Source organism: Streptomyces virginiae, assembly GCF_040638905.1.
GTDB classification, from domain to species: domain Bacteria; phylum Actinomycetota; class Actinomycetes; order Streptomycetales; family Streptomycetaceae; genus Streptomyces; species Streptomyces virginiae_B.
In genome coordinates this window covers 397,754-415,319 of the sequence record NZ_JBEZYV010000001.1, presented here as the reverse complement: position 1 = coordinate 415,319, position 17,566 = coordinate 397,754, and the positions used below count along the sequence as shown (strand labels likewise).

17 protein-coding genes are annotated in these 17,566 nt (G+C 72.5%); 10 read left to right on the top strand and 7 right to left on the bottom strand.

Annotated elements, in window-relative coordinates; translation table 11 throughout:
* Positions 1-29 precede the first annotated feature (29 nt).
* From AB0F82_RS02035 to AB0F82_RS02015, 5 genes are all read right to left on the bottom strand, one after another.
* Positions 30-779 carry a hypothetical protein gene (locus AB0F82_RS02035; RefSeq protein ID WP_362622766.1) on the bottom strand — a complete coding sequence of 250 codons (750 nt, stop codon included), beginning with the start codon at positions 777-779 and terminating at the stop codon, positions 30-32.
* A 171-nt stretch (positions 780-950) separates the two neighbouring features.
* Positions 951-1,964, bottom strand: coding sequence for a Gfo/Idh/MocA family protein (locus tag AB0F82_RS02030; protein ID WP_362622764.1), 1,014 nt, complete (start codon positions 1,962-1,964; stop codon positions 951-953).
* Positions 1,961-3,070, bottom strand: coding sequence for a DegT/DnrJ/EryC1/StrS family aminotransferase (locus AB0F82_RS02025; protein WP_362622761.1), 1,110 nt, complete (start codon positions 3,068-3,070; stop codon positions 1,961-1,963). The genes AB0F82_RS02030 and AB0F82_RS02025 overlap by 4 nt, the downstream gene beginning before the upstream one ends.
* A 49-nt stretch (positions 3,071-3,119) precedes the next feature.
* Positions 3,120-3,830, bottom strand: a complete 711-nt coding sequence (locus tag AB0F82_RS02020) for a class I SAM-dependent methyltransferase (protein ID WP_362622759.1) — start codon at positions 3,828-3,830, stop codon at positions 3,120-3,122.
* A gap of 39 nt (positions 3,831-3,869) precedes the next feature.
* Positions 3,870-4,649, bottom strand: a complete 780-nt coding sequence (locus AB0F82_RS02015) for a cyclase family protein (protein ID WP_362622757.1) — start codon at positions 4,647-4,649, stop codon at positions 3,870-3,872.
* A 188-nt stretch (positions 4,650-4,837) separates the two neighbouring features.
* On the opposite strand from AB0F82_RS02015, the gene AB0F82_RS02010 reads away from it, so the two are divergent.
* The 3 genes from AB0F82_RS02010 (at position 4,838) to AB0F82_RS02000 (ending at position 6,609) form a co-directional block, all read left to right on the top strand.
* Positions 4,838-5,275 (top strand): nuclear transport factor 2 family protein, encoded by a 438-nt coding sequence (locus AB0F82_RS02010; RefSeq protein ID WP_356814440.1) that lies wholly within the window; start codon positions 4,838-4,840, stop codon positions 5,273-5,275.
* 58 nt (positions 5,276-5,333) lie between these two features.
* Positions 5,334-6,281 (top strand): NAD-dependent epimerase/dehydratase family protein, encoded by a 948-nt coding sequence (locus AB0F82_RS02005; RefSeq protein WP_362622754.1) that lies wholly within the window; start codon positions 5,334-5,336, stop codon positions 6,279-6,281.
* A gap of 70 nt (positions 6,282-6,351) precedes the next feature.
* Positions 6,352-6,609, top strand: a complete 258-nt coding sequence (locus AB0F82_RS02000) for a phosphopantetheine-binding protein (RefSeq protein WP_362622751.1) — start codon at positions 6,352-6,354, stop codon at positions 6,607-6,609.
* A 23-nt stretch (positions 6,610-6,632) separates the two neighbouring features.
* On the opposite strand, the gene AB0F82_RS01995 is transcribed toward AB0F82_RS02000, so the two are convergent.
* Complete coding sequence (locus tag AB0F82_RS01995; protein ID WP_362622750.1) at positions 6,633-7,352, bottom strand: class I SAM-dependent methyltransferase; 720 nt, start codon at positions 7,350-7,352, stop codon at positions 6,633-6,635.
* A gap of 235 nt (positions 7,353-7,587) precedes the next feature.
* Between AB0F82_RS01995 and AB0F82_RS01990 the strand changes: the two genes are divergently transcribed.
* The 4 genes from AB0F82_RS01990 to AB0F82_RS01975 all read left to right on the top strand — a co-directional run bounded on the left by AB0F82_RS01990 (position 7,588) and on the right by AB0F82_RS01975 (position 13,129).
* A complete protein-coding gene (locus AB0F82_RS01990; protein ID WP_362622747.1) occupies positions 7,588-8,784 on the top strand; it encodes an aromatic ring-hydroxylating oxygenase subunit alpha in 1,197 nt (398 codons plus the stop codon).
* A gap of 86 nt (positions 8,785-8,870) precedes the next feature.
* Complete coding sequence (locus AB0F82_RS01985) at positions 8,871-10,088, top strand: class I SAM-dependent methyltransferase (RefSeq protein ID WP_362622744.1); 1,218 nt, start codon at positions 8,871-8,873, stop codon at positions 10,086-10,088.
* A 51-nt stretch (positions 10,089-10,139) separates the two neighbouring features.
* Entirely contained in the window at positions 10,140-11,513 is a 1,374-nt protein-coding gene (locus AB0F82_RS01980) for an activator-dependent family glycosyltransferase (RefSeq protein WP_362622741.1), read from the top strand.
* A complete protein-coding gene (locus tag AB0F82_RS01975; protein WP_356811758.1) occupies positions 11,510-13,129 on the top strand; it encodes an FAD-binding oxidoreductase in 1,620 nt (539 codons plus the stop codon). The genes AB0F82_RS01980 and AB0F82_RS01975 overlap by 4 nt, the downstream gene beginning before the upstream one ends.
* A 39-nt stretch (positions 13,130-13,168) precedes the next feature.
* Here AB0F82_RS01975 and AB0F82_RS01970 read toward each other — a convergent pair whose 3' ends face one another.
* On the bottom strand, positions 13,169-14,287 hold the full coding sequence (locus AB0F82_RS01970; protein WP_362622737.1) for a nucleotide disphospho-sugar-binding domain-containing protein: 1,119 nt from the start codon (positions 14,285-14,287) through the stop codon (positions 13,169-13,171).
* Positions 14,288-14,447: 160 nt separating this feature from the next.
* Here AB0F82_RS01970 and AB0F82_RS01965 point away from each other — a divergent pair, with 160 nt between their 5' ends.
* Genes AB0F82_RS01965 through AB0F82_RS01955 form a run of 3 tightly spaced genes read left to right on the top strand, consistent with a single transcriptional unit; the run spans position 14,448 to position 17,523 of the window.
* Positions 14,448-15,218 (top strand): NAD-dependent epimerase/dehydratase family protein, encoded by a 771-nt coding sequence (locus AB0F82_RS01965; protein ID WP_362622734.1) that lies wholly within the window; start codon positions 14,448-14,450, stop codon positions 15,216-15,218.
* The gene (locus AB0F82_RS01960) at positions 15,215-16,420 is read left to right on the top strand and encodes an acyl-CoA dehydrogenase family protein (RefSeq protein WP_362622731.1); all 1,206 of its coding nucleotides are present in this window, start codon (positions 15,215-15,217) and stop codon (positions 16,418-16,420) included. Before AB0F82_RS01965 ends, AB0F82_RS01960 begins: the two co-directional genes overlap by 4 nt.
* Entirely contained in the window at positions 16,417-17,523 is a 1,107-nt protein-coding gene (locus tag AB0F82_RS01955) for a methyltransferase (protein ID WP_362622728.1), read from the top strand. Before AB0F82_RS01960 ends, AB0F82_RS01955 begins: the two co-directional genes overlap by 4 nt.
* Positions 17,524-17,566: the final 43 nt, after the last annotated feature.

The following is a 17,566-nucleotide window of genomic DNA, read 5'->3' as shown; positions in this document are numbered from 1 at the left end:
CTCCCGCGCGGCGCGCTACCGGAGCCGCGCTACTGGAGCTTGGACAGGTCGACCGTGTCGGCGGGTGCCGGGGGCTTGGGCCGGACGGGCTCGTCGAAGGCGGAGAAGGTGGCCTCCACGCGCTCGCCGGAGGCTTTGGCGCCCTGGATGCGCAGGAGGTAGGGCTCGTCCTGCGTCGACACCTGGTAGGTGCCCGTGTCACCGTCGCGCTTGCCGGTGACCGTGATGGCCGGACGGCCGTCGACGGTGGTGGTCGAGCCCTTCGTCAGCTGCTCGTTCACCGGTTTCGAGGAGAACTCCCTCTTGAAGTAGTCGAGATCGCAGAACTGGGCGAAGTCGCGCAGCATGATGTTGTCCGTGGTGCCGTGCAGGTAGCGGCCCTTGATGAGCGCGATCGCGTCCTCGGCCGCGCCGCCCGGTACCTGGGCGCGCAGCAGCTCGTCGTCGAGCTTCATCCACACGTCGTTGCCGCGTTTGACGACGGCGGCCTTGCCGGAGCCGCCGGGAGGCGTGACGGTGCCGACGCAGTTGCCCGCCTCGTCGAACCGGATGTCCAGAGCGGTGGTGCCGGCCCCCTCGGTCACCTTGGCCACCATGCGCATGGACGTGACCTCCGACATGGCCTTGCGGGAGGCGTCGGCGATGGCCTGCGCGCTCTTGTCGGCCATGCCGTTGTCGTCGGCCAGAGCGGCGCCCGTGCCGACGCCCGTGAACATGATCAGACATACGGTTCCTGCAGCCGCACGGCGGACCGCCGCTGCTGCCAGGGGTGCGGACATCGGGCGTCACCTCCCTCGGACCGCCGCCGGGTGGCACCAGGTGTCACGCCGCCCTCCGGCGAGGCCGGTCACCGGTTCAGCGTAGATCCGCACCACGGCCACCGCAGCCCGGGCACCCGCCGCCCGCCGGGCGCCGGTGCGCGGCCTCGCCCCCGGCGCCGTTGTGCCGCCTCAGCCGCCGACGATCCTGGCGACCTTGCGGACGTCCTCGACCAGCCTGGCCTGCAGGAGCGACTCCGCTTCGTCGACCGGTCCGTCCCCGCCGGCCATGACGGCGGCCGTGAACGCGGCCAGCGCGTTGCGCACCTGGTCGTCCGCGGGCATCGCCAGCTCGGTCAGCCGGTCCTGCTGCTGGAGCCGGACCACGGGCTTGAGCACCTCCGGCGGGGTGTACGCCCGCTCCACCGAGATCCGTCCCGCGCCGCCCCACAGCGCGTAGCGCGACCGGTAGGAGTGGCGGAAGCCGAACTCCAGCTGCGCCGCGACGCCGTCGGGGGCGCACAGCAGCGCCGTGCCCGCCACGTCCACGCCGGTCGCGTCGTCCACCCGCAGGGTGGCCGCCAGCACCTCCGGCACGCCGGACAGGTACATCTGCGCCGTGCGCAGCGGATAGACGCCGACGTCCAGCAGCGCGCCGCCGCCGAGCGAGGGGGCGTACCGGAACCCCGTGGGGTCCAGCGGCGGTACACCGAAGGACCCGGAGAGCACTTCCAGCCCGCCGATGGCGCCCGACTCTACGAGCGAGCGGACCCCGGCGTGCTGGGAGTGGTGCAGGAACATGAAGTTCTCGGCGAGGATCCGGCGGTGCCGCCGAGCCAGCTCCATCAGCTCGGCGGCCTCCGCGTGGGTCGTGCACAGCGGCTTCTCGCACAGCACGTGCTTGCCGGCCCGCAACGCCTCGGCCACCTGCTCGAAGTGGAGCGCGGGCGGGAGCGGGACGTACACCGCGTCGATGTCGTCCCGCTCCAGCAGCGTCCGGTAGCCCTTGACCCCGGCGCACCCGAACCGGGCCGCCGCCCGCTGCGCCTTGGCGGCGTCCCGGCTGGCCACCGCGACGAGCTCGGCCGACTCGGCCGCCGCGATGGCCGGCAGCATCCGGCGCAGCGCGATGTCCGCACAGCCGAGCACACCCATGCGGACCCGGCGGCCGCCGTCCCCGTCCCGCCCGGTGGGGACAGGGCTCACAGCGAGGCCAGTGCGTCGTGGAGCGCGCCGATCACCTTGTCCTGCACCGCCGGGTCCAGCGAGGGGTACATGGGCAGCGAGAAGATCTCGTCGGCCGCCGACTCGGTGACGGGCAGGGACCCCTTGGCGTATCCGAGGTGGGCGAAGCCCGTCATGGTGTGGACCGGCCACGGATAGCTGATGTTCAGCTGGATGTCGTAGGCCTTCAGCGCCTCGATGATCGCGTCACGCCGCGGATGGCGGACCACGTAGACGTAGTGGACGTGGTCGTTGCCCGGCGCCGTCGACGGCAGGACCAGACCGGTGCCGGCGAGCCCCTCGGCGTACCGGCGGGCCACCGCGCGCCGGCCCTCGACGTAGGCGTCGAGCCGGCGCAGTTTGCGGCGCAGGATCTCCGCGTGCAGCTCGTCCAGGCGGCTGTTGTGCCCCGGGGTCTGGACGACGTAGTACCGCTCCTCCATTCCGTAGTACCGCAGCCGCCGCAGCGCGGCGTCCACGGCCGGGTCCGAGGTGATGACGGCGCCGCCGTCGCCGTAGGCCCCGAGCACCTTGGTGGGATAGAAGGAGAACCCGGCCGCGGCCCCCCAGGTGCCGGCGAGCCGTCCGCCCCGGCGGGCGCCGTGGGCCTGCGCGCAGTCCTCGAAGACCACCAGGCCGTGCTCGTCCGCCACGGCCTGGAGCGCGGTCATGTCCACGCACTGGCCGTACAGATGGACCGGCAGCAGACACCTGGTGCGCTCGGTGACGGCCGCGGACACCTGCTCGACGTCCATCAGATAGGTGTCGGGGTGGACGTCGACGAAGACGGGCGTCGCCCCCACGGAGTCGATGGCCACCACCGTGGGCGCGGCGGTGTTCGAGACCGTGATCACCTCGTCGCCGGGGCCCACGCCGATCGCCTGGAGGCCCAGCTTGATCGCGTTGGTGCCGTTGTCGACACCCACCGCGTGCCCGACCCCGTGGTAGGCGGCGAACTCCTCCTCGAAGCCGCGCCCGCTGGCGCCGAGCACGAGCTGCCCCGACCGCAGCACGGTCTCGACGGCGTCGTGGATGTCCTCCCGCTCGTTCTCGTACTCGCGCAGGTAGTCCCATACGTAAGTGGTCATGGCTGAGTCACCGTCTCCGCTCGTCTCCGGCACGTGCCTGGCTGGGGTCCTACTGCCGTACACCGACGAACAGACCGCGGCCGGTCGGGTCGCCGGGTAGGTACTCGACGGTGCACCCCGCGTCGGCGAACGCCGCGAGGTACTCGTCCTTGGTGAAGAGGGTGAGGACGTCGACCTCGGTGAACTCCCGGATGCCGGAGCTGTCGCCGACCAGGAAACGCACCTCCATCCGGGTCGCGCGGCCCTGGAGGGTCGAGTGCGAGATCCGCGCCACCGTGCGGCCGTTCTCCCGGCCGAGGTCGCCCGCGACGTAGCCCTCGACATGGTTCTCCGGGAACCACCACGGCTCGATGACGAGCACCCCGCCGGGGCGTACGTGCCGGGCCATCGACCGCACCGCGTCCCGCATGTCGGCGACGGTGCCGAGGTAGCCGATGGCGCAGAACATGCACACGACCGCGTCGAAGGTGCGGCCGAGGCCGAAGGCGCGCATGTCGCCGGGGTGGACTGTCACCGCCGGCAGCCGCCGGTGGGCCAGCTCCCGCATCGGGGCGGCGATCTCCAGGCCCTCGGTGTGTCTGAACAGCGTTCCGAAGGTCTCCAGATGGGCTCCGGTCCCGCAGGCCACGTCGAGCAGGGAGTCCGCCTCCGGGCACCGCGCCCGTACGAGGTCCGTGACGTGGGCCGCCTCGGCCGGCCAGTCCTTGCCCCGGCTGCGGTAGAAGATCTCGTAGACCTCCGCCAGCTCCTGTCCGTACATCTCTCTCCAGTCGGTGTCGGGTCGGGGTCGGTGCCGGGCTCACTCGTCGACCATGGCGACCGCCCTGGTCCAGCCGGCGCCCGCGCCCGCGATCTTCACGGGGAAGCAGACGACGGTGAACCCGTACGGGGCGGGCAGGGCGTCGAGGTTCGCCAGACGCTCGATCTGGCAGTACTCCCGGTCGCGGCCGGCGAAGTGGGCCGGCCACAGCGCCGAACGGTCACCGGTGCGCCGGTAGCGCTCGATGATGTCGGTGAACGGGGCGTCCAGGCTGAACGCGTCCGTCCCGATCACCCGCACCCCCAGATCCAGCAGCAGGTGCACGGCCGGCCCGTCCAGCCCGGCGAACTCGGTGAAGTACTCCGGGGTGCCCGCCCGCGCCGAGGCCCCGGTGCGCAGCAGGACGATGTCCATCGGCGCCGGGGTGCGGCCGATCCGCTCGAACTCCTTCTCCAGCCGCGCGGCCCCGACGACACCGGTCGCCGCGTCGGTGAGGTCGAGCACGATCCCGGGCCTGCAGAACCAGTCCAGCGGCATCCGGTCGATGTGCCGGGGCACTCCGTCGCCGTACCCGGCCCTGGAGCCGTAGTGCGACGGCGCGTCGACGTGCGTGCCGGTGTGCGAGGTCAGGGTGATCCGGTCGAGCGAGAGGAACTCCCCGTCGGGCAGTTCCTCCGGGGAGAACTCCAGCCCGAAGTGCGTACGCATCTCCGCGCTCATGTGCTCCGCACCCTGACGGGGCGTCAACACCTCGTGCACCACCGGATCCGGCTCGTACGCCGTGGCGTCCACCGCCGACGACAGGTCGATCAACCGCACACGGACCTCCTACGCACCGAACCGCTCGCACCGACGAGCAGATCGTGCTCGGTGCCGACGGAGAAGCGCTAAAGCCTCACTCGGCTTCCGCGCGTCACGTTCGAGCCGATGTCGAAGGGCGTCGTGAATCGTTCGCGGGTGCGCCCGTTCGCCCCGAACGGGACCAGCGTGAGGAGGACGCGGTGGCAATGCGGACGGGAACCTCGTCGTCGTTCGATTCCCTCTATGCCGAAGTGCAACAGTTCTACGCAGATCACATGCACCTGCTCGACGCCGGGGACGGCGAGGGCTGGGCGCGGACCTTCACCGAGGACGGATCGTTCGCGCCGCCCTCGCTGCCCGAGCCCGTCGTCGGCCGGGCCGCCCTGGCCGAGGGGGTCGACAAGGCCGCCGCGGCGCTGGCCGAGGCCGGCGAGGTGCACCGGCACCTGCTCGGCATGGTGTCGGTCCGGCCGCGCGAGGACGGCTCCCTGAGCGTCCGTTCGTACGCGCAGATCATCGCCACGGCCCGGGGCGGCAGCCCCCGGCTGCACCTGATGTGCGTGTGCGACGACGTGCTCGTCCGGGTCGACGGCGAACTGAAGGTGCGCGAACGCCGCGTCACCCGTGACGACCGGCGCCCGTGACCGCGGCGCCGCCGGGACCCGCCATGACCACGGGAAACATCGAGGAAGGGAGGACGCGGTGGTGACCGCGCATGAGGTCGGCAGGGCGACCGGGCGCCGTACGGTCGCCGTACTGGGCGCGACCGGCACCATCGGACGGCAGGTGGCCGCGGCGTTCACGCGCGCGGGACACGAGGTGCTCGGCGTGGCCCGGCGCCCCGCGCCGCACACCGCCCGGCATCCCTTCGTCCCTCTGGACGTGGCGGAGGCGGATCCCCGTGACATCGCCGACCTCCTCGCCGAACGGAACGTGGAGGTCGTCGTCAACGCCACGGGCGGATGGGTGGTGACCGAGGAGGCCATGCACCACGCCCACGTGCGGCTGGTGGAGCGGATGCTCGCCGGCGTCGCGAAGCTGCCCACCCGCCCCCGCGTCGTCCACGTCGGCAGCATCCACGAGTACGGATTCGTGTCCCCGGACCCCGACGGCATCGACGAGTCGGTGCCGCCGGAGCCGACCACCCCGTACGCCCGGACGAAACTGGCCGGGTCGCAGGCCGTACTGGAGGCGGCCCGGACCGGGGACGTCGACGGGGTCGTGCTGCGCCCGGTCAACGTGTGCGGTCCGCACCCGTCGGAGGCGAGCTTCCTGGGCACCGTGCTGAACCGGCTGCGCGCACTGACGCCGGGGGAGCGGCTGGAGCTGGTCATCGCGGACGCGGCACGCGACTACGTCGACGTGCGCGACGTCGCCTCGGCGGTCCTGGTGGCCGCGGACGCGGCCGCCTCCGGCACCGTGTTCAACATCGGACGCGGTGAGGCGCCCACCATGCGCGAACTGGTCACCACCCTGGTCGAGGCGGCGGGATTCCCGCCCGGCACGGTCAAGGAGACCGGCGGGGCGGTGGAGAGCAAGGGCGGCGGCTGGACCAAGGCCGACATCCGGCGCGCGGAACGGGTCCTGGGCTGGCGCCCGGCCATCGGGCTGCGCGCCTCCCTGCACGACATGTGGAAGGCGGCGGGCTGAGCCCCAGCCGCCACCCCGGGCGCCCGTCGGCGGACGCCCGATTCCCCACGAGCGGAGAGAGGTACGAGTGATGAGCGAACTGACCCTGCCGGTACTGGTCGAGATCTTCCGGGAGTGCGCGGGCGAGGCGGACGGCGCCGATCTGGACGGCGAGGACGTCGGTGACGTCGAGCTGAACGTCCTCGGCTACGACTCGCTCGCCCTGCTGGAGGCGATCAGCCAGGTCGAGCGGAGGTACTCCATCGGCATGCCGGACGCGGAGACCCGCATCAAGACGCTGAACCAGTTCCTCGAGCAGGCCAACGAACAACTGGTGCAGCGGACCTGAACCCCGCCGCCCCGTCCGCCGGATCAGCCGGCGGACGGGACGCCGACGAAGAGCCCGCGGCCGGCGGGCGCGACGGGGACGTAGTCGACGCGGAAACCGGCGGCCCCGAACGCCGCCTCGTACCGCTCCCGTGAGAACAGGCCGATCAGGTGCGTCTCGTGGAAGTGCCGGACGCCCGACGCCCCGTCCGCGACGAGATAATGCACGTTCATCCGGGAAGCGTCCCCCTCCCGTACGGAGTGGGAGACCCGGGACACGGTCCGCCCCCCGACGGTCGCGGTGGCCCCGGCGACATGGCCGTGCAGGTACGTCTCGGGAAACCACCACGGATCGACGGCCAGCACCCCGTCGGGCGCCAGGTGCCGTGCGAACCGGCGCAGCGCGCCGACCAGCGCGTCCTGCGTCAGCAGGTAGCCGATCGAGCCGAACATGCACGTGATGACGTCATAGGTGCGGCCCAGTTCGAAGTTCCGCATGTCGCCCACGTGCACGGGCACGTGCGGCAGCGCCGCCTGCGCGAAGCGGGCCATCGGCTCGGACAGCTCCAGCCCGGCCACCTCGTCGAACAGCTCGTCGAAGCGGCGCAGATGGGCCCCGGTCCCGCAGGCCACGTCGAGCAGGCTCGCCGCGTCCGGCTTGTGCGCCCGCACCTGCCGCTCCACTTCGGCCGCCTCCTCGAGGTAGTCCTTGCCGCGGCTGCGATGGATGAGCTCGTAGATCTCGGCCAGTTCGGCTCCGTACACGGCGACCTCGTTCGACGGGCACCCGGCGGTGACAGCGCGACGGGTACGGCGGAAGGGACAGGGGTCCGGCGGGACCGATGGTCGGGCCGGCCGCTAGAGGAACGCCGGAGACCGGCTGGACGCACGGGCCCCCGGGGCCGCTCGCGGGGCCGGGCCCCGCTGTCGAGCAGGGTTCGAATCCCCCCTGCCAGGGTCGGGGCACCACGGACCCGCGGCACAGGTTGGAGTCCCCACCGTGAGCACAGGAACGAGCACAGACCGGACCGCCGACGCGCGCGCCGGCTCTCCGCCGGCAGAGGTCGCCGAGCTGCTGGACGTACTGCGCGGCTACCTGGACCTGGCACCCCAGCTCAGTCTGACGCCCCGCGCGTTCACCTCGCCCGAGCTCTACGAGCTCGAACGCACCCGCGTCTTCGGACGCTCCTGGGTGCTCGTCGCGCACCGCGACGAACTCGCCGAGCCGAACAGCTACGTCTCGGTCGACATCGCGGGCGAGCAGATCCTGGTCACCCGCGACGCGGACGGCGCGCTCCACGGGATGTCACCGATCTGCCGGCACCGGATGATGCCGCTCGTCGAACCCGGCGCCACCGGACGGGCCGACTCCTTCACCTGTCCGTACCACCTGTGGCGGTACGGGCTCGACGGCCGCCTCATCGGCGCCACCCACATGCGGCGGAACCCGGACTTCGACCCGAAGGACTGCAGACTCCCCGCCTTCGCCGTCGAGGAGTGGCACGGCTTCGTGTACGTGAACCTCGACGCGGCCGCGGCCCCCCTCGCCCCCGAACTGAAGCGGATCTCCGGCGACCTGACCAACTACCGGCTCGACGAGATGGCGCAGCTCGGCTCCTGGAGCGAGGAGTGGGCGTGCAACTGGAAGGTCGCCGTCGAGAACGCCCACGAGAACTACCACGTCATGGGCTTCCACCCGGAGACCCTCCAGCAGTCGACGCCCGGCGGGTCCGACACGGACGTGCGGGTCGACTCCCCGTGGGCGCTGCGCCTGCTCGTCCCGTTCACCGAGCCGCAGGAGGCCTACGCCCTGCCGCTGACGGACACGGAGAAGGCCCACCTGTACGGCATCTTCGTCTTCCCCGCGGCGAGTCTGGCCGCGGCGGGCGAGATGGTCATCTGGCTCAGCCTCATCCCGCAGACGATCGACCGGACGCTGGTCCGCGGCGGCATCCTCGTGCCGCGCGCCGCGCTGGAGGGCGCCGACCTCGACGAGATGCGCCGGCAGGCCGAGACGTACGCGGGAATGATCAACAGCGAGGACCGCAACGGCCTGGAGGCCGTCCAGCGCGCGGTGGGGTCCCGCTTCGCCGCACGCGGCCACCTGAGCCCCAAGGAACCCGGCGTCGTGGCCTTCTACCAGAACCTGGCACGGGCCCTGCTGCGCGCCGACGACGACTGGCCGGGGGGCCTGTGAGCCCGCCCGCCGGGCCCGTCCGCCCGCGCACGCCGTGACGATTCGCCCCTTTGCCCATCCGCCACTCAAGGAAGAGGACACCCATCGTGCTCAGTTGTCGGATCTGCGGCGGTCGGCTGCACGAGTTCATCGACTTCGGACAGCAACCGCTCTCCAGCGGGCTCCTCGAACCCGAATACCTCGGCGACGAGTTCTTCTTCCGGCTGGCCGTCGGCGTCTGCGGCGACTGCACCATGGTCCAGCTCACCGAGGAGGTGCCGCGCCACCTGATGTTCAACAGCCACTACCCGTACCTGTCGTCCGGATCCTCCGTCATGCGCGGGCACTTCGAGGAGACCGCCCGGCACTTCCTGGCGACCGAACTCACCGGGAAGGACGCCTTCCTCGTCGAACTGGGCTGCAACGACGGCGTCATGCTCCGCGCCCTGGCCGAGGCCGGGGTCCGCCACCTCGGCGTCGAACCCTCGCAGAGCGTGGCCGACATCGCGCGCCGCCAGGGCATCCGCGTCGCCACCGAGTTCTTCCAGGAATCGACGGCCGCCGACATCCGCAAGGAGGAGGGCCACGCCCAGGTCATCTTCGCGGCCAACACCATCTGCCACATCCCCTACCTGGACTCCATCTTCCGGGGAGTGGACGAACTGCTCGCACCGGACGGGGTGTTCGTCTTCGAGGACCCCTATCTCGCCGACATCGTCGACCTCGCCTCCTTCGACCAGATCTACGACGAGCACTACTACTTCTTCTCCGTCTCCTCCGTGAGCGCCATGGTCGAGCGGTTCGGCTTCGAACTGGTCGACGTGGAACGGCTCTCCGTGCACGGCGGCGAGGTCCGCTACACCATCGCCCGCGCCGGACGGCGCACCCCCGCGCCCGCGGTCGCCGAGCTGCTGGGGCAGGAACGCGCGCGCGGACTGTCGGAGCTCGCGACCCTCCAGGGCTTCGTGACCCGTGTGGAGCGGGCCCGGGACGAGCTGGTCGCGCTGCTGCGCAGGCTGCGCGACGAAGGCCGCACGGTCGTCGGGTACGGGGCCACGGCCAAGAGCGCCACCGTCGCCAACTACTGCGGCATCGGGCCCGACCTGATCTCCTTCATCTCCGACACCACCCCGAACAAGCAGGGACGGCTGACACCGGGCTCGCACATCCCGGTGCGGTCCCGGGCCGACTTCGAGAACCCCTACCCCGACTACGCCCTGCTGTTCGCCTGGAACCACGCCGAGGAGATCATCGCCAAGGAACAGCAGTTCCGGGCCTCGGGCGGCAAGTGGATCCGCTACGTGCCGGACGTCCGCGTGCTGTGAGCGCGCCCGCGCCCACAGCACGCGAACACGCCGGCCGAGGAAGGGTGCCCGATGCGGGTCCTGTTCACCACACACACAGCGAAGTCCCATCTGTTCGCACAGGTCTCGCTGGCCTGGGCACTGCGGGCGGCCGGCCACGAGGTCCACATGGCCGGCCAGCCCGACCTCGCCGACGACATCACCCGCACCGGCCTGACCGCCGTGACGGCCGGAGCCGCGCTCGACCTGGCGGCCCAGATGGAGTCGTACGAACAAAACGAGCACGACGGGTCCGGCGACGGCACGGCGCAGGACCCGGGAGCCTGGGAGGGGACCGGCGGCGCGGACGACTACCGGGCGATCGCCGAGCGGTACGAGTACTGGACGGACATGACCGAGATCCGCCCACAGAAGCTGTCGTACGAGTACATGCACGGCGTTTTCACCGCCATGACCACCCAGGTGTTCCAGCAGTACTCCGCACCCGCGATGATCGACGACCTGGTGCGCCACGCCCGGTGGTGGCGGCCGGACCTGGTCGTCTGGGACCCGCTGACCTTCGCGGGTCCCGTCGCGGCCCGGGCCGTCGGCGCGGCCCACGTCCGGCTCCTGTTCGGCCTGGACCTCATCGGGCGGATGCGCCGCCCCTACCTCGACGCGCTGCGCCGGCTGCCGCCGGCGCAGCGCGAGGACCCCATGGAGGAGTGGCTGGGCGACACCGTGCGGCGCTACGGCGGGGAGTTCGGCGAGGACCTCGTCGTCGGGCAGCGCACCATCGACCCCCTCCCGCCCGCCCTGCGCTTCCTGGACGGGCCGGACCGCGTACCCATGCGCTGCGCGCCCCACAACGGCAGCTCCGTCCTCCCGGACTGGCTGCGCGAGCCGCAGGAGCGCAGGCGCGTCTGCCTCACGCTCGGCGTCTCGCACCGTGAGCTGCTCGGCGCCGACCGGCTCCCGCTCGGGGAGGTGCTCGCGGCCCTCGCCGGTGTCGACGCCGAGGTGGTGGCCACCCTGAACGCGGCCCAGCTCGCGTCCGTCACCGAAGTTCCGGACAACGTCCGCGTCGTGGACTTCGTACCCCTGGAGACCCTGCTCCCCAGCTGCTCCGCAGTGATCCACCACGGCGGAGCGGGCACCTTCAACACCGCGCTGAGCTGCGGAGTGCCCCAGCTGATCCTGCCCGACGGGGTATGGGACACCGACCACAAGGCCCGCCTGCTGGAGGAGCGCGGAGCCGGGATCCGGGTCGCGCAGCCCGAGAAGGCCGACACCGCAACGCTGCACGGCATGATCACGCGGCTGCTGGAGGAGCCCTCCTTCGGCCGGGCGGCCGCCCGGCTGCGCGACGAGTCGAGGGACATGCCCGCGCCCAGCGCCGTCGTACCCGTCCTCGAAGAGCTCGCCGCCGGGCGACGACCGCACCAACGACAGGGAGAGTGGCAGTGAAGGACCTATCGCGCCGCGGATTCATCGCGGGCGGCGTCGCGGCCGGAGGCGCCGCGGCGCTGACCGCCGCCGGCACGGGAACGGCCGCGGCGGACACGACGGCCGCCGGCTGCTTCCCGGCGCCCCCGGCCAAGGACATCCGCCCGGGCGACCCCCGCTACGCGGAGCTGACGGCCAGGGGTTACAACGGGCGGTTCTCCGGCCGCCCGGAGTCCGTACGCCTCGTCCACCGCGCCGACCAGGTGGTCGCCGCCGTGGACGACGCCCTGCGCGCCGGCCGGCGGATCGCCGTCCGCAGCGGCGGACACTGCTTCGAGGGCTTCGTCGACGACCCGGCCGTCCAGGTCGTCGTCGACGTCTCCGAGATGAAGTCCGTCCACTACGACCCCCGGCACAAGGCCTTCGCCATCGAGTCCGGCGCGACGCTCGGTGAGGTCTACCGCACCCTCTACCTCGGCTGGGGAGTGACCGTCCCGGCGGGCGCCTGCCCCGGCGTCGGCGCCGGGGGACACATCGTGGGCGGCGGGTACGGGGGGCTGTCGCGCCACCACGGCTTCGTCGCCGACCACCTGTACGGCGTCGAGGTCGTCGTGGCCGACCGCCCCGGCCGGGCCCGCCTGGTCACCGCCACCCGTGACCCCGCCGACCCCCACCACGACCTGTGGTGGGCCCACACCGGCGGCGGAGGCGGCAACTTCGGCATCGTCACCCGCTATCTGATGCGCTCTCCCGGCGCGCGCGGCGACGACCCGACGACCCTGCTGCCCAAGCCCCCGGCGACGATCCGCTCCGTCACCATCGGCTGGTCGTGGGCGGACATGACCGAGGCGGCCTTCGTACGGATCCTGCGCAACCACGGCACCTGGCACGAGCGGGAGTCCGCCGCGAACTCCCGCTACGCACCCCTCAGCGCCTGGCTGATCCTCAACCACCGGGCGAACGGGCGCTTCACCCTCGTGGCCAACGTGGACGGCTCACTGCCGCACGGCGCGCAGCTGCTCGACGAGTACGTCGCGGCGATCACCGCCGGCACCGGAGTGCGCCACGAGGCCGAACAGGCCACCGCGCTGTGGATGAAGTCCACCCTGACCACCGACCCCTACGCCGGCGGCGGGTACCCCTTCAAGTCCAAGGCCGCGCTCCTGCGCAAGGCCTGGACGGAGACCCAGATCCGGACCCTGCACCGCTGTCTGACGAGCTCCGGCGGCGAGCACCAGGGCTCGGCCGTGTACCTGTCCACCCTCGGCGGCAGGATCAACACGGTCCCGGCGTCCGCGACGGCGATCCCGCACCGCGACAGCCTCTTCAGCGCCTCCTACGAGACCTCCTGGTGGCCCGGGATCTCCGGCGACGAGCAACTGGCCTGGGTGCGCGAGCTCTACCGGGACCTGTACGCGGACACCGGAGGCGTCCCCGTGCCCGACGCCGCGAACGGCGGGGCCTACATCAACTACCCGGACGTCGACCTCGCCGACCCCCGGTGGAACACCTCCGGCGTGCCCTGGCACACCTTCTACTACCGGGACAACTACCCCCGGCTCCAGCAGGTCAAGGCCCGCTGGGACCCGGCGGACGTGTTCCGCCACGCGCTGTCCGTCCGGCCGCCGGGCCGCTGACGCGCCGGCGGCGCCCGCGGCCCGCGCTCCCGCGGCCCCTCAGACGAAGGACTCCAGGCGCCCGACGAGCGCGGCGGGGGACGGCATCGCCGCCGCCTCGTCGCGCACCTCGGCCGCGGCCGCCCGCATCCCCTCGTCCTCCAGCAGGGCCCGGAACTCCGCCGTGCCGACGACTCCCGCCGACGTCCCGATCGCGATGCCCCGCTCGACGAGCGCGCGCTCGTTGTCCTTCTGGTCCGGGCTGAGCGGCATCACGCACTGGGGCACGCCCATGGCCATCGCGACCGCCGACGTACCCGACCCGCCGTGGTGGATCAGCCCGTGGCAGGTCCGCAGCAGCGGACCCAGGGCGAGCCAGTCCACCGTCCTCACGTTCGGCGGCAGTTCGCCCAGCAGCGACGGATCACCGCCGCCGAGGGTGACGACGAACTCCGCGTCCGTGCCGGCCGCCGAGGCGACGAGCGGCGCCAGCACGGCGAGCCCGCCCCACAGGCCGGCGATGGACCCGAGCGTGACGGCGATCCTGGGCCGTCGCGGCGGCTCCAGGAGCCAGCCGGGCAGCTCGCCGTTGCCGTTGAAGGGCACGTACCGGAACGGGACGTCGTCCTCCGCCCGCACCCGCTCCGGAAGGAGCTCCAGCAGGCTCGGCGGTATCGAGTTGAGCCGGAAGCCGGGCGCCTGCACCGGTGCGACGTCGTGCCGCACGTAGTGCTCCTTCATGTGATCGCGCATCAGGCCGGCGATGAGCGGCGCGCTGTCGGCCGGACCGGTGACCACCGACACGGCGGGCACGCCGAGCGCCCCCGCCACCAGCGGTCCTGCGCCCTGGAGCGGCGAGTGGACGATCAGGTCCGGCGACCAGCCGCGGGCGACCTCCAGCAGCCGGTCCACGGTGACGCCCGAGACCCTGGCGAAGAGCGCGGCGACGAACTCGTCCCCGCCGTCGACGCTGAAGTCGATCTCCTCGGGCCGGAACACCGTCGCATAGTCGAGCCCGGGGGTCACATCGACGACGTTGACGCCCGCCGCGGCCACCGCGCCGACGTCACCGCCCTGGGCGAACAGCACGTCGTGACCTGCCGCGGTCAGCGCGTGCGCCAGGGGCACCGACGGGAAGATGTGCCCCAGCCCTGGGGAGTTGACGAACAGTACGCGCATGGGGACTCCTCGCCTCATGAAAGGGGTGGGGTGCTGGTGTCACGCTCCCCCCGCGTCCTTGAAGGCTCACGGAGCCTTGTTGAACACGCCCTTCGAGCGTCTTTCGACACCCGGCTGCCAGGGTCGGTGCCCCCAGCGAGCCGAAGGGCTGCCTTGTCAGATGGAGATCATCGGGAACGGGTTCCTCGCACGACATCTCGCACCGCTCTCGGCCGGGCATCCCGGAGTGACGGTGCTGGCCGCGGGCGTGCCCACGCATCCGCTGCCCGACGCCGAGCACCGGCGTGAGGCCGCCCTCGTCGAAGACGCGATCCGGCACTGCCTGCGCAGGGACCGGATGCTCGTCTTCTTCTCCACCGTCAGCATGTACGGCGGCCCGGGAGGCCCCGGCGACGAGGACGGCCCGCAGGTCGCCTCCACCCGCTACGGGCAGCACAAGCTCGACCTCGAACGGTTGGTCAAGGCCTCCGGGGTGCGCCACCTCGTCCTGCGGCTCGGCTACGTACTGGGCCCGGACGAACCCGGCTTCCGCCTCCTGACGGCGCTCGTCACCCAGGTCCTGGCCGGCCGGGTGCGCGTCCAGCGCGGAGCCCGCCGGGACATGATCCACGTGGCCGACTTCACCACCGTGGTGGACGCCCTGCTCCGTACCGGGGTGTGCGACGAGACCGTGAACGTCGCGTCCGGGGACTGCGTCGAGGTCGCCGACGTCGTGCGCCACCTCGAACAGCGCCTCGGGGTCACGGCCCACTGGCAGGTCACCGACGACAGCATCGAGCACTGCCCCTCGGTACGGAAACTGCGGCGGCTGGTGCCCGGGCTCGAACGGCTGGGATTCGGGCCGGGATACTACCGGTCCGCCATCGACCGATATCTGGCGGCGACGCGTCCCGCGGACGTCATCCGGAGGGAAAGGACGGAAGCGCCATGACGGCGGGAGACCTCACCGAACCGCGCACACCCGAGGGCCACGCACTGCTGGAGGTACTCGACCGGCACCTGCCGGACCTCGCGGCCGGCGCCGCGGAGCACGACCGTAACGCCGCCTTCCCGCTGGACGCGGTCCGCCGCATGGGCGCCGACGGCGTCCTCGGCGCGACCGTGCCAAGGGAGTTCGGCGGACTGGGCGTCACCAGCGTCCACGACGTGTGCCTCGCCGTGAAGCGCATCGCCGAGGCCGACGCCGCCGTCGCCCTGTCGCTGCACATGCAGTTCAGCCGCGGGATCACCATGTCGTACGAGCGCGAGCACGCAGCCGGCACGGGGCGCGCCCTGGCCGAGCGGCTGCTCCGGCTCATGGGCACCGAACGGGCCCTGATCAGCGGCGCCCTCAAGGACGCCGGCGTCACCACCGTGCTGGTGCCCGCGGACGACGGCGGCTGGCGGCTCACCGGCCGCAAGATCCTGGTCAGCATGGCCCCGTTCGCAACGCACCTCGTCGTCGCGGCGCAGACCCGCCCCGCCTCGGGGCCCGCACGGATCGCCTCCGCCTTCCTGCCCGCCGACACCCCCGGCCTGAAGGCGCCGGACACCTGGGACGGCATGGGCATGCGGGCCTCCGCCAGCACCGAGGTCGTCTTCGAGGACTGCCCCGTCCCCGCGGCCGACGTCTTCCTGCGCGGACCGGTCGGCGTACGCAACGACGCCGCGATGGCGGGCCAGACCGTCAGCTCCATCGGACTGCTCGGCGTGTACGCCGGGATCGCGCAGGCGGCACGCGACTTCGCCGTCGCCGGCATCGCCCGGCGCGGCGGACAGCCGGCGGCCGCCGTCCGCACCCTGGTGGCGGAGCTCGACGTGAAGCTGTACACGCTCCGCACGGCGCTCGCGGCGGCCCTGACCAGCGCCGACCACCACGCGCACCGCACGACGGTCGACCCCGACGAGCGCGGCCGGCTGATGATGGCGCCCTTCCAGTACGCGAAGCTCGTCGTCAACCGCACCGCGGCCGACATCGTCGAGGACAGCATGACCCTCATGGGCGGGGCGTCCTTCACCACGAGCCACCCCCTGTCGCGCCACTACCGCGATGTCCGCGCCGGCTGGTTCATGCAGCCCTTCACCTACGCCGACGCCGTCGACCACCTGAGCGCGCACGCGCTCGGCACCGACCTGGAGGGCAGCACGTCGTGAGCGGTACGAGGAACGGGACCGACGGCGGCGCCGACCGGGAGCAGAGGCCGGCGGACGACGGGCCCGTGGAGGAACGGCCCGTCGACGCCCTCGTGCGGATGTCGAACCTGGTGACCCCCATGGCCCTGCGGGTCGCGGCCACCCTGCGCCTGGTGGACCACCTGCGCCGGGGCGTCACCAGCCCCGAGGCCCTCGCCCGGGCGACCGGAGCGGACGCCGACGCCCTGTCGCGGCTCATGCGGCACCTGGCCGCCGCCGGCGTGCTGGAGGAGACCGCACCGGGCCGCTACGCGCCGACCCGCCTCGGCGACCTGCTCGCCGAGGACGACCCGTCACGGCAGCGCTCCTGGCTCGACCTGGACCAGGCCGTCGGCCGCGCGGACCTGACCTTCCTCGACCTGCGCGAGGCCGTCCGCACCGGGCGGCCGCAGTACGAGGACCGCTACGGCAAACCGTTCTGGACGGATCTGTCGGAGGACGCGGAACTCGGAGCGTCCTTCGACACCCTGATGACGACCCGGGAGGACGCCGCCTTCGCCGCGCCCGTCTGCGCGTACGACTGGAGCCGGGCCCGGCACGTGCTCGACGTGGGCGGCGCACCGGGCGGCCTGCTCAGCGCGATCGTGCGGGCCGCGCCCGGCGCGCGCGGCACCCTGCTGGACCTGCCGGGAGCGGCGCAGCGGACGCGCGAGCGCATCGCCGCGGCCGGTCTGGACGACCGCATCGACGTCGTCGCCGGCGACTTCTTCGACGAACTGCCCGTCTCCGCCGACGCCGTCGTGCTGTCGTTCGTCCTCCTCAACTGGTCGGACGCGGACGCCCTGCGGATCCTGGCGCGCTGCCGCGACGCCCTGCGGCCCGGAGGCCGGATCGTCCTGCTGGAGCGGGCCGAGGCGCCGTCCGGCGGCGCGCGGACCTCCGACCTGTACTTCAGCGTGCTCGACATGCGCATGCTCGTGTTCCTCGGAGGCCGAGTCCGCACCGACCGCGAATGGGCCGCCCTGGCCGACGCCGCGGGTCTGCGCATCGTCTCCAGGTCCGGGCCGCTGGTCTCGCCGAGCGTGCCCCTGGACTCCTGCCTGTGGGAGCTGGCCCCGCACTGAGCCCGTACGCGACCACCAGCACCGCCCATCCACGGAACCAGGG

What these genes read in the sequence shown, in the direction of transcription:
- AB0F82_RS01980 (WP_362622741.1), top strand. Translation starts at nt 10,140, where the DNA reads ATGCGGGTCCTGTTCACCACACACACAGCGAAGTCCCATCTGTTCGCA.
- AB0F82_RS01970 (WP_362622737.1), bottom strand. Translation starts at nt 14,287, where the DNA reads ATGCGCGTACTGTTCGTCAACTCCCCAGGGCTGGGGCACATCTTCCCG.
- AB0F82_RS02035 (WP_362622766.1), bottom strand. Translation starts at nt 779, where the DNA reads ATGTCCGCACCCCTGGCAGCAGCGGCGGTCCGCCGTGCGGCTGCAGGA.
- AB0F82_RS02025 (WP_362622761.1), bottom strand. Translation starts at nt 3,070, where the DNA reads ATGACCACTTACGTATGGGACTACCTGCGCGAGTACGAGAACGAGCGG.
- AB0F82_RS01965 (WP_362622734.1), top strand. Translation starts at nt 14,448, where the DNA reads ATGGAGATCATCGGGAACGGGTTCCTCGCACGACATCTCGCACCGCTC.
- AB0F82_RS02020 (WP_362622759.1), bottom strand. Translation starts at nt 3,830, where the DNA reads ATGTACGGACAGGAGCTGGCGGAGGTCTACGAGATCTTCTACCGCAGC.
- AB0F82_RS02010 (WP_356814440.1), top strand. Translation starts at nt 4,838, where the DNA reads ATGCGGACGGGAACCTCGTCGTCGTTCGATTCCCTCTATGCCGAAGTG.
- AB0F82_RS01960 (WP_362622731.1), top strand. Translation starts at nt 15,215, where the DNA reads ATGACGGCGGGAGACCTCACCGAACCGCGCACACCCGAGGGCCACGCA.
- AB0F82_RS02000 (WP_362622751.1), top strand. Translation starts at nt 6,352, where the DNA reads ATGAGCGAACTGACCCTGCCGGTACTGGTCGAGATCTTCCGGGAGTGC.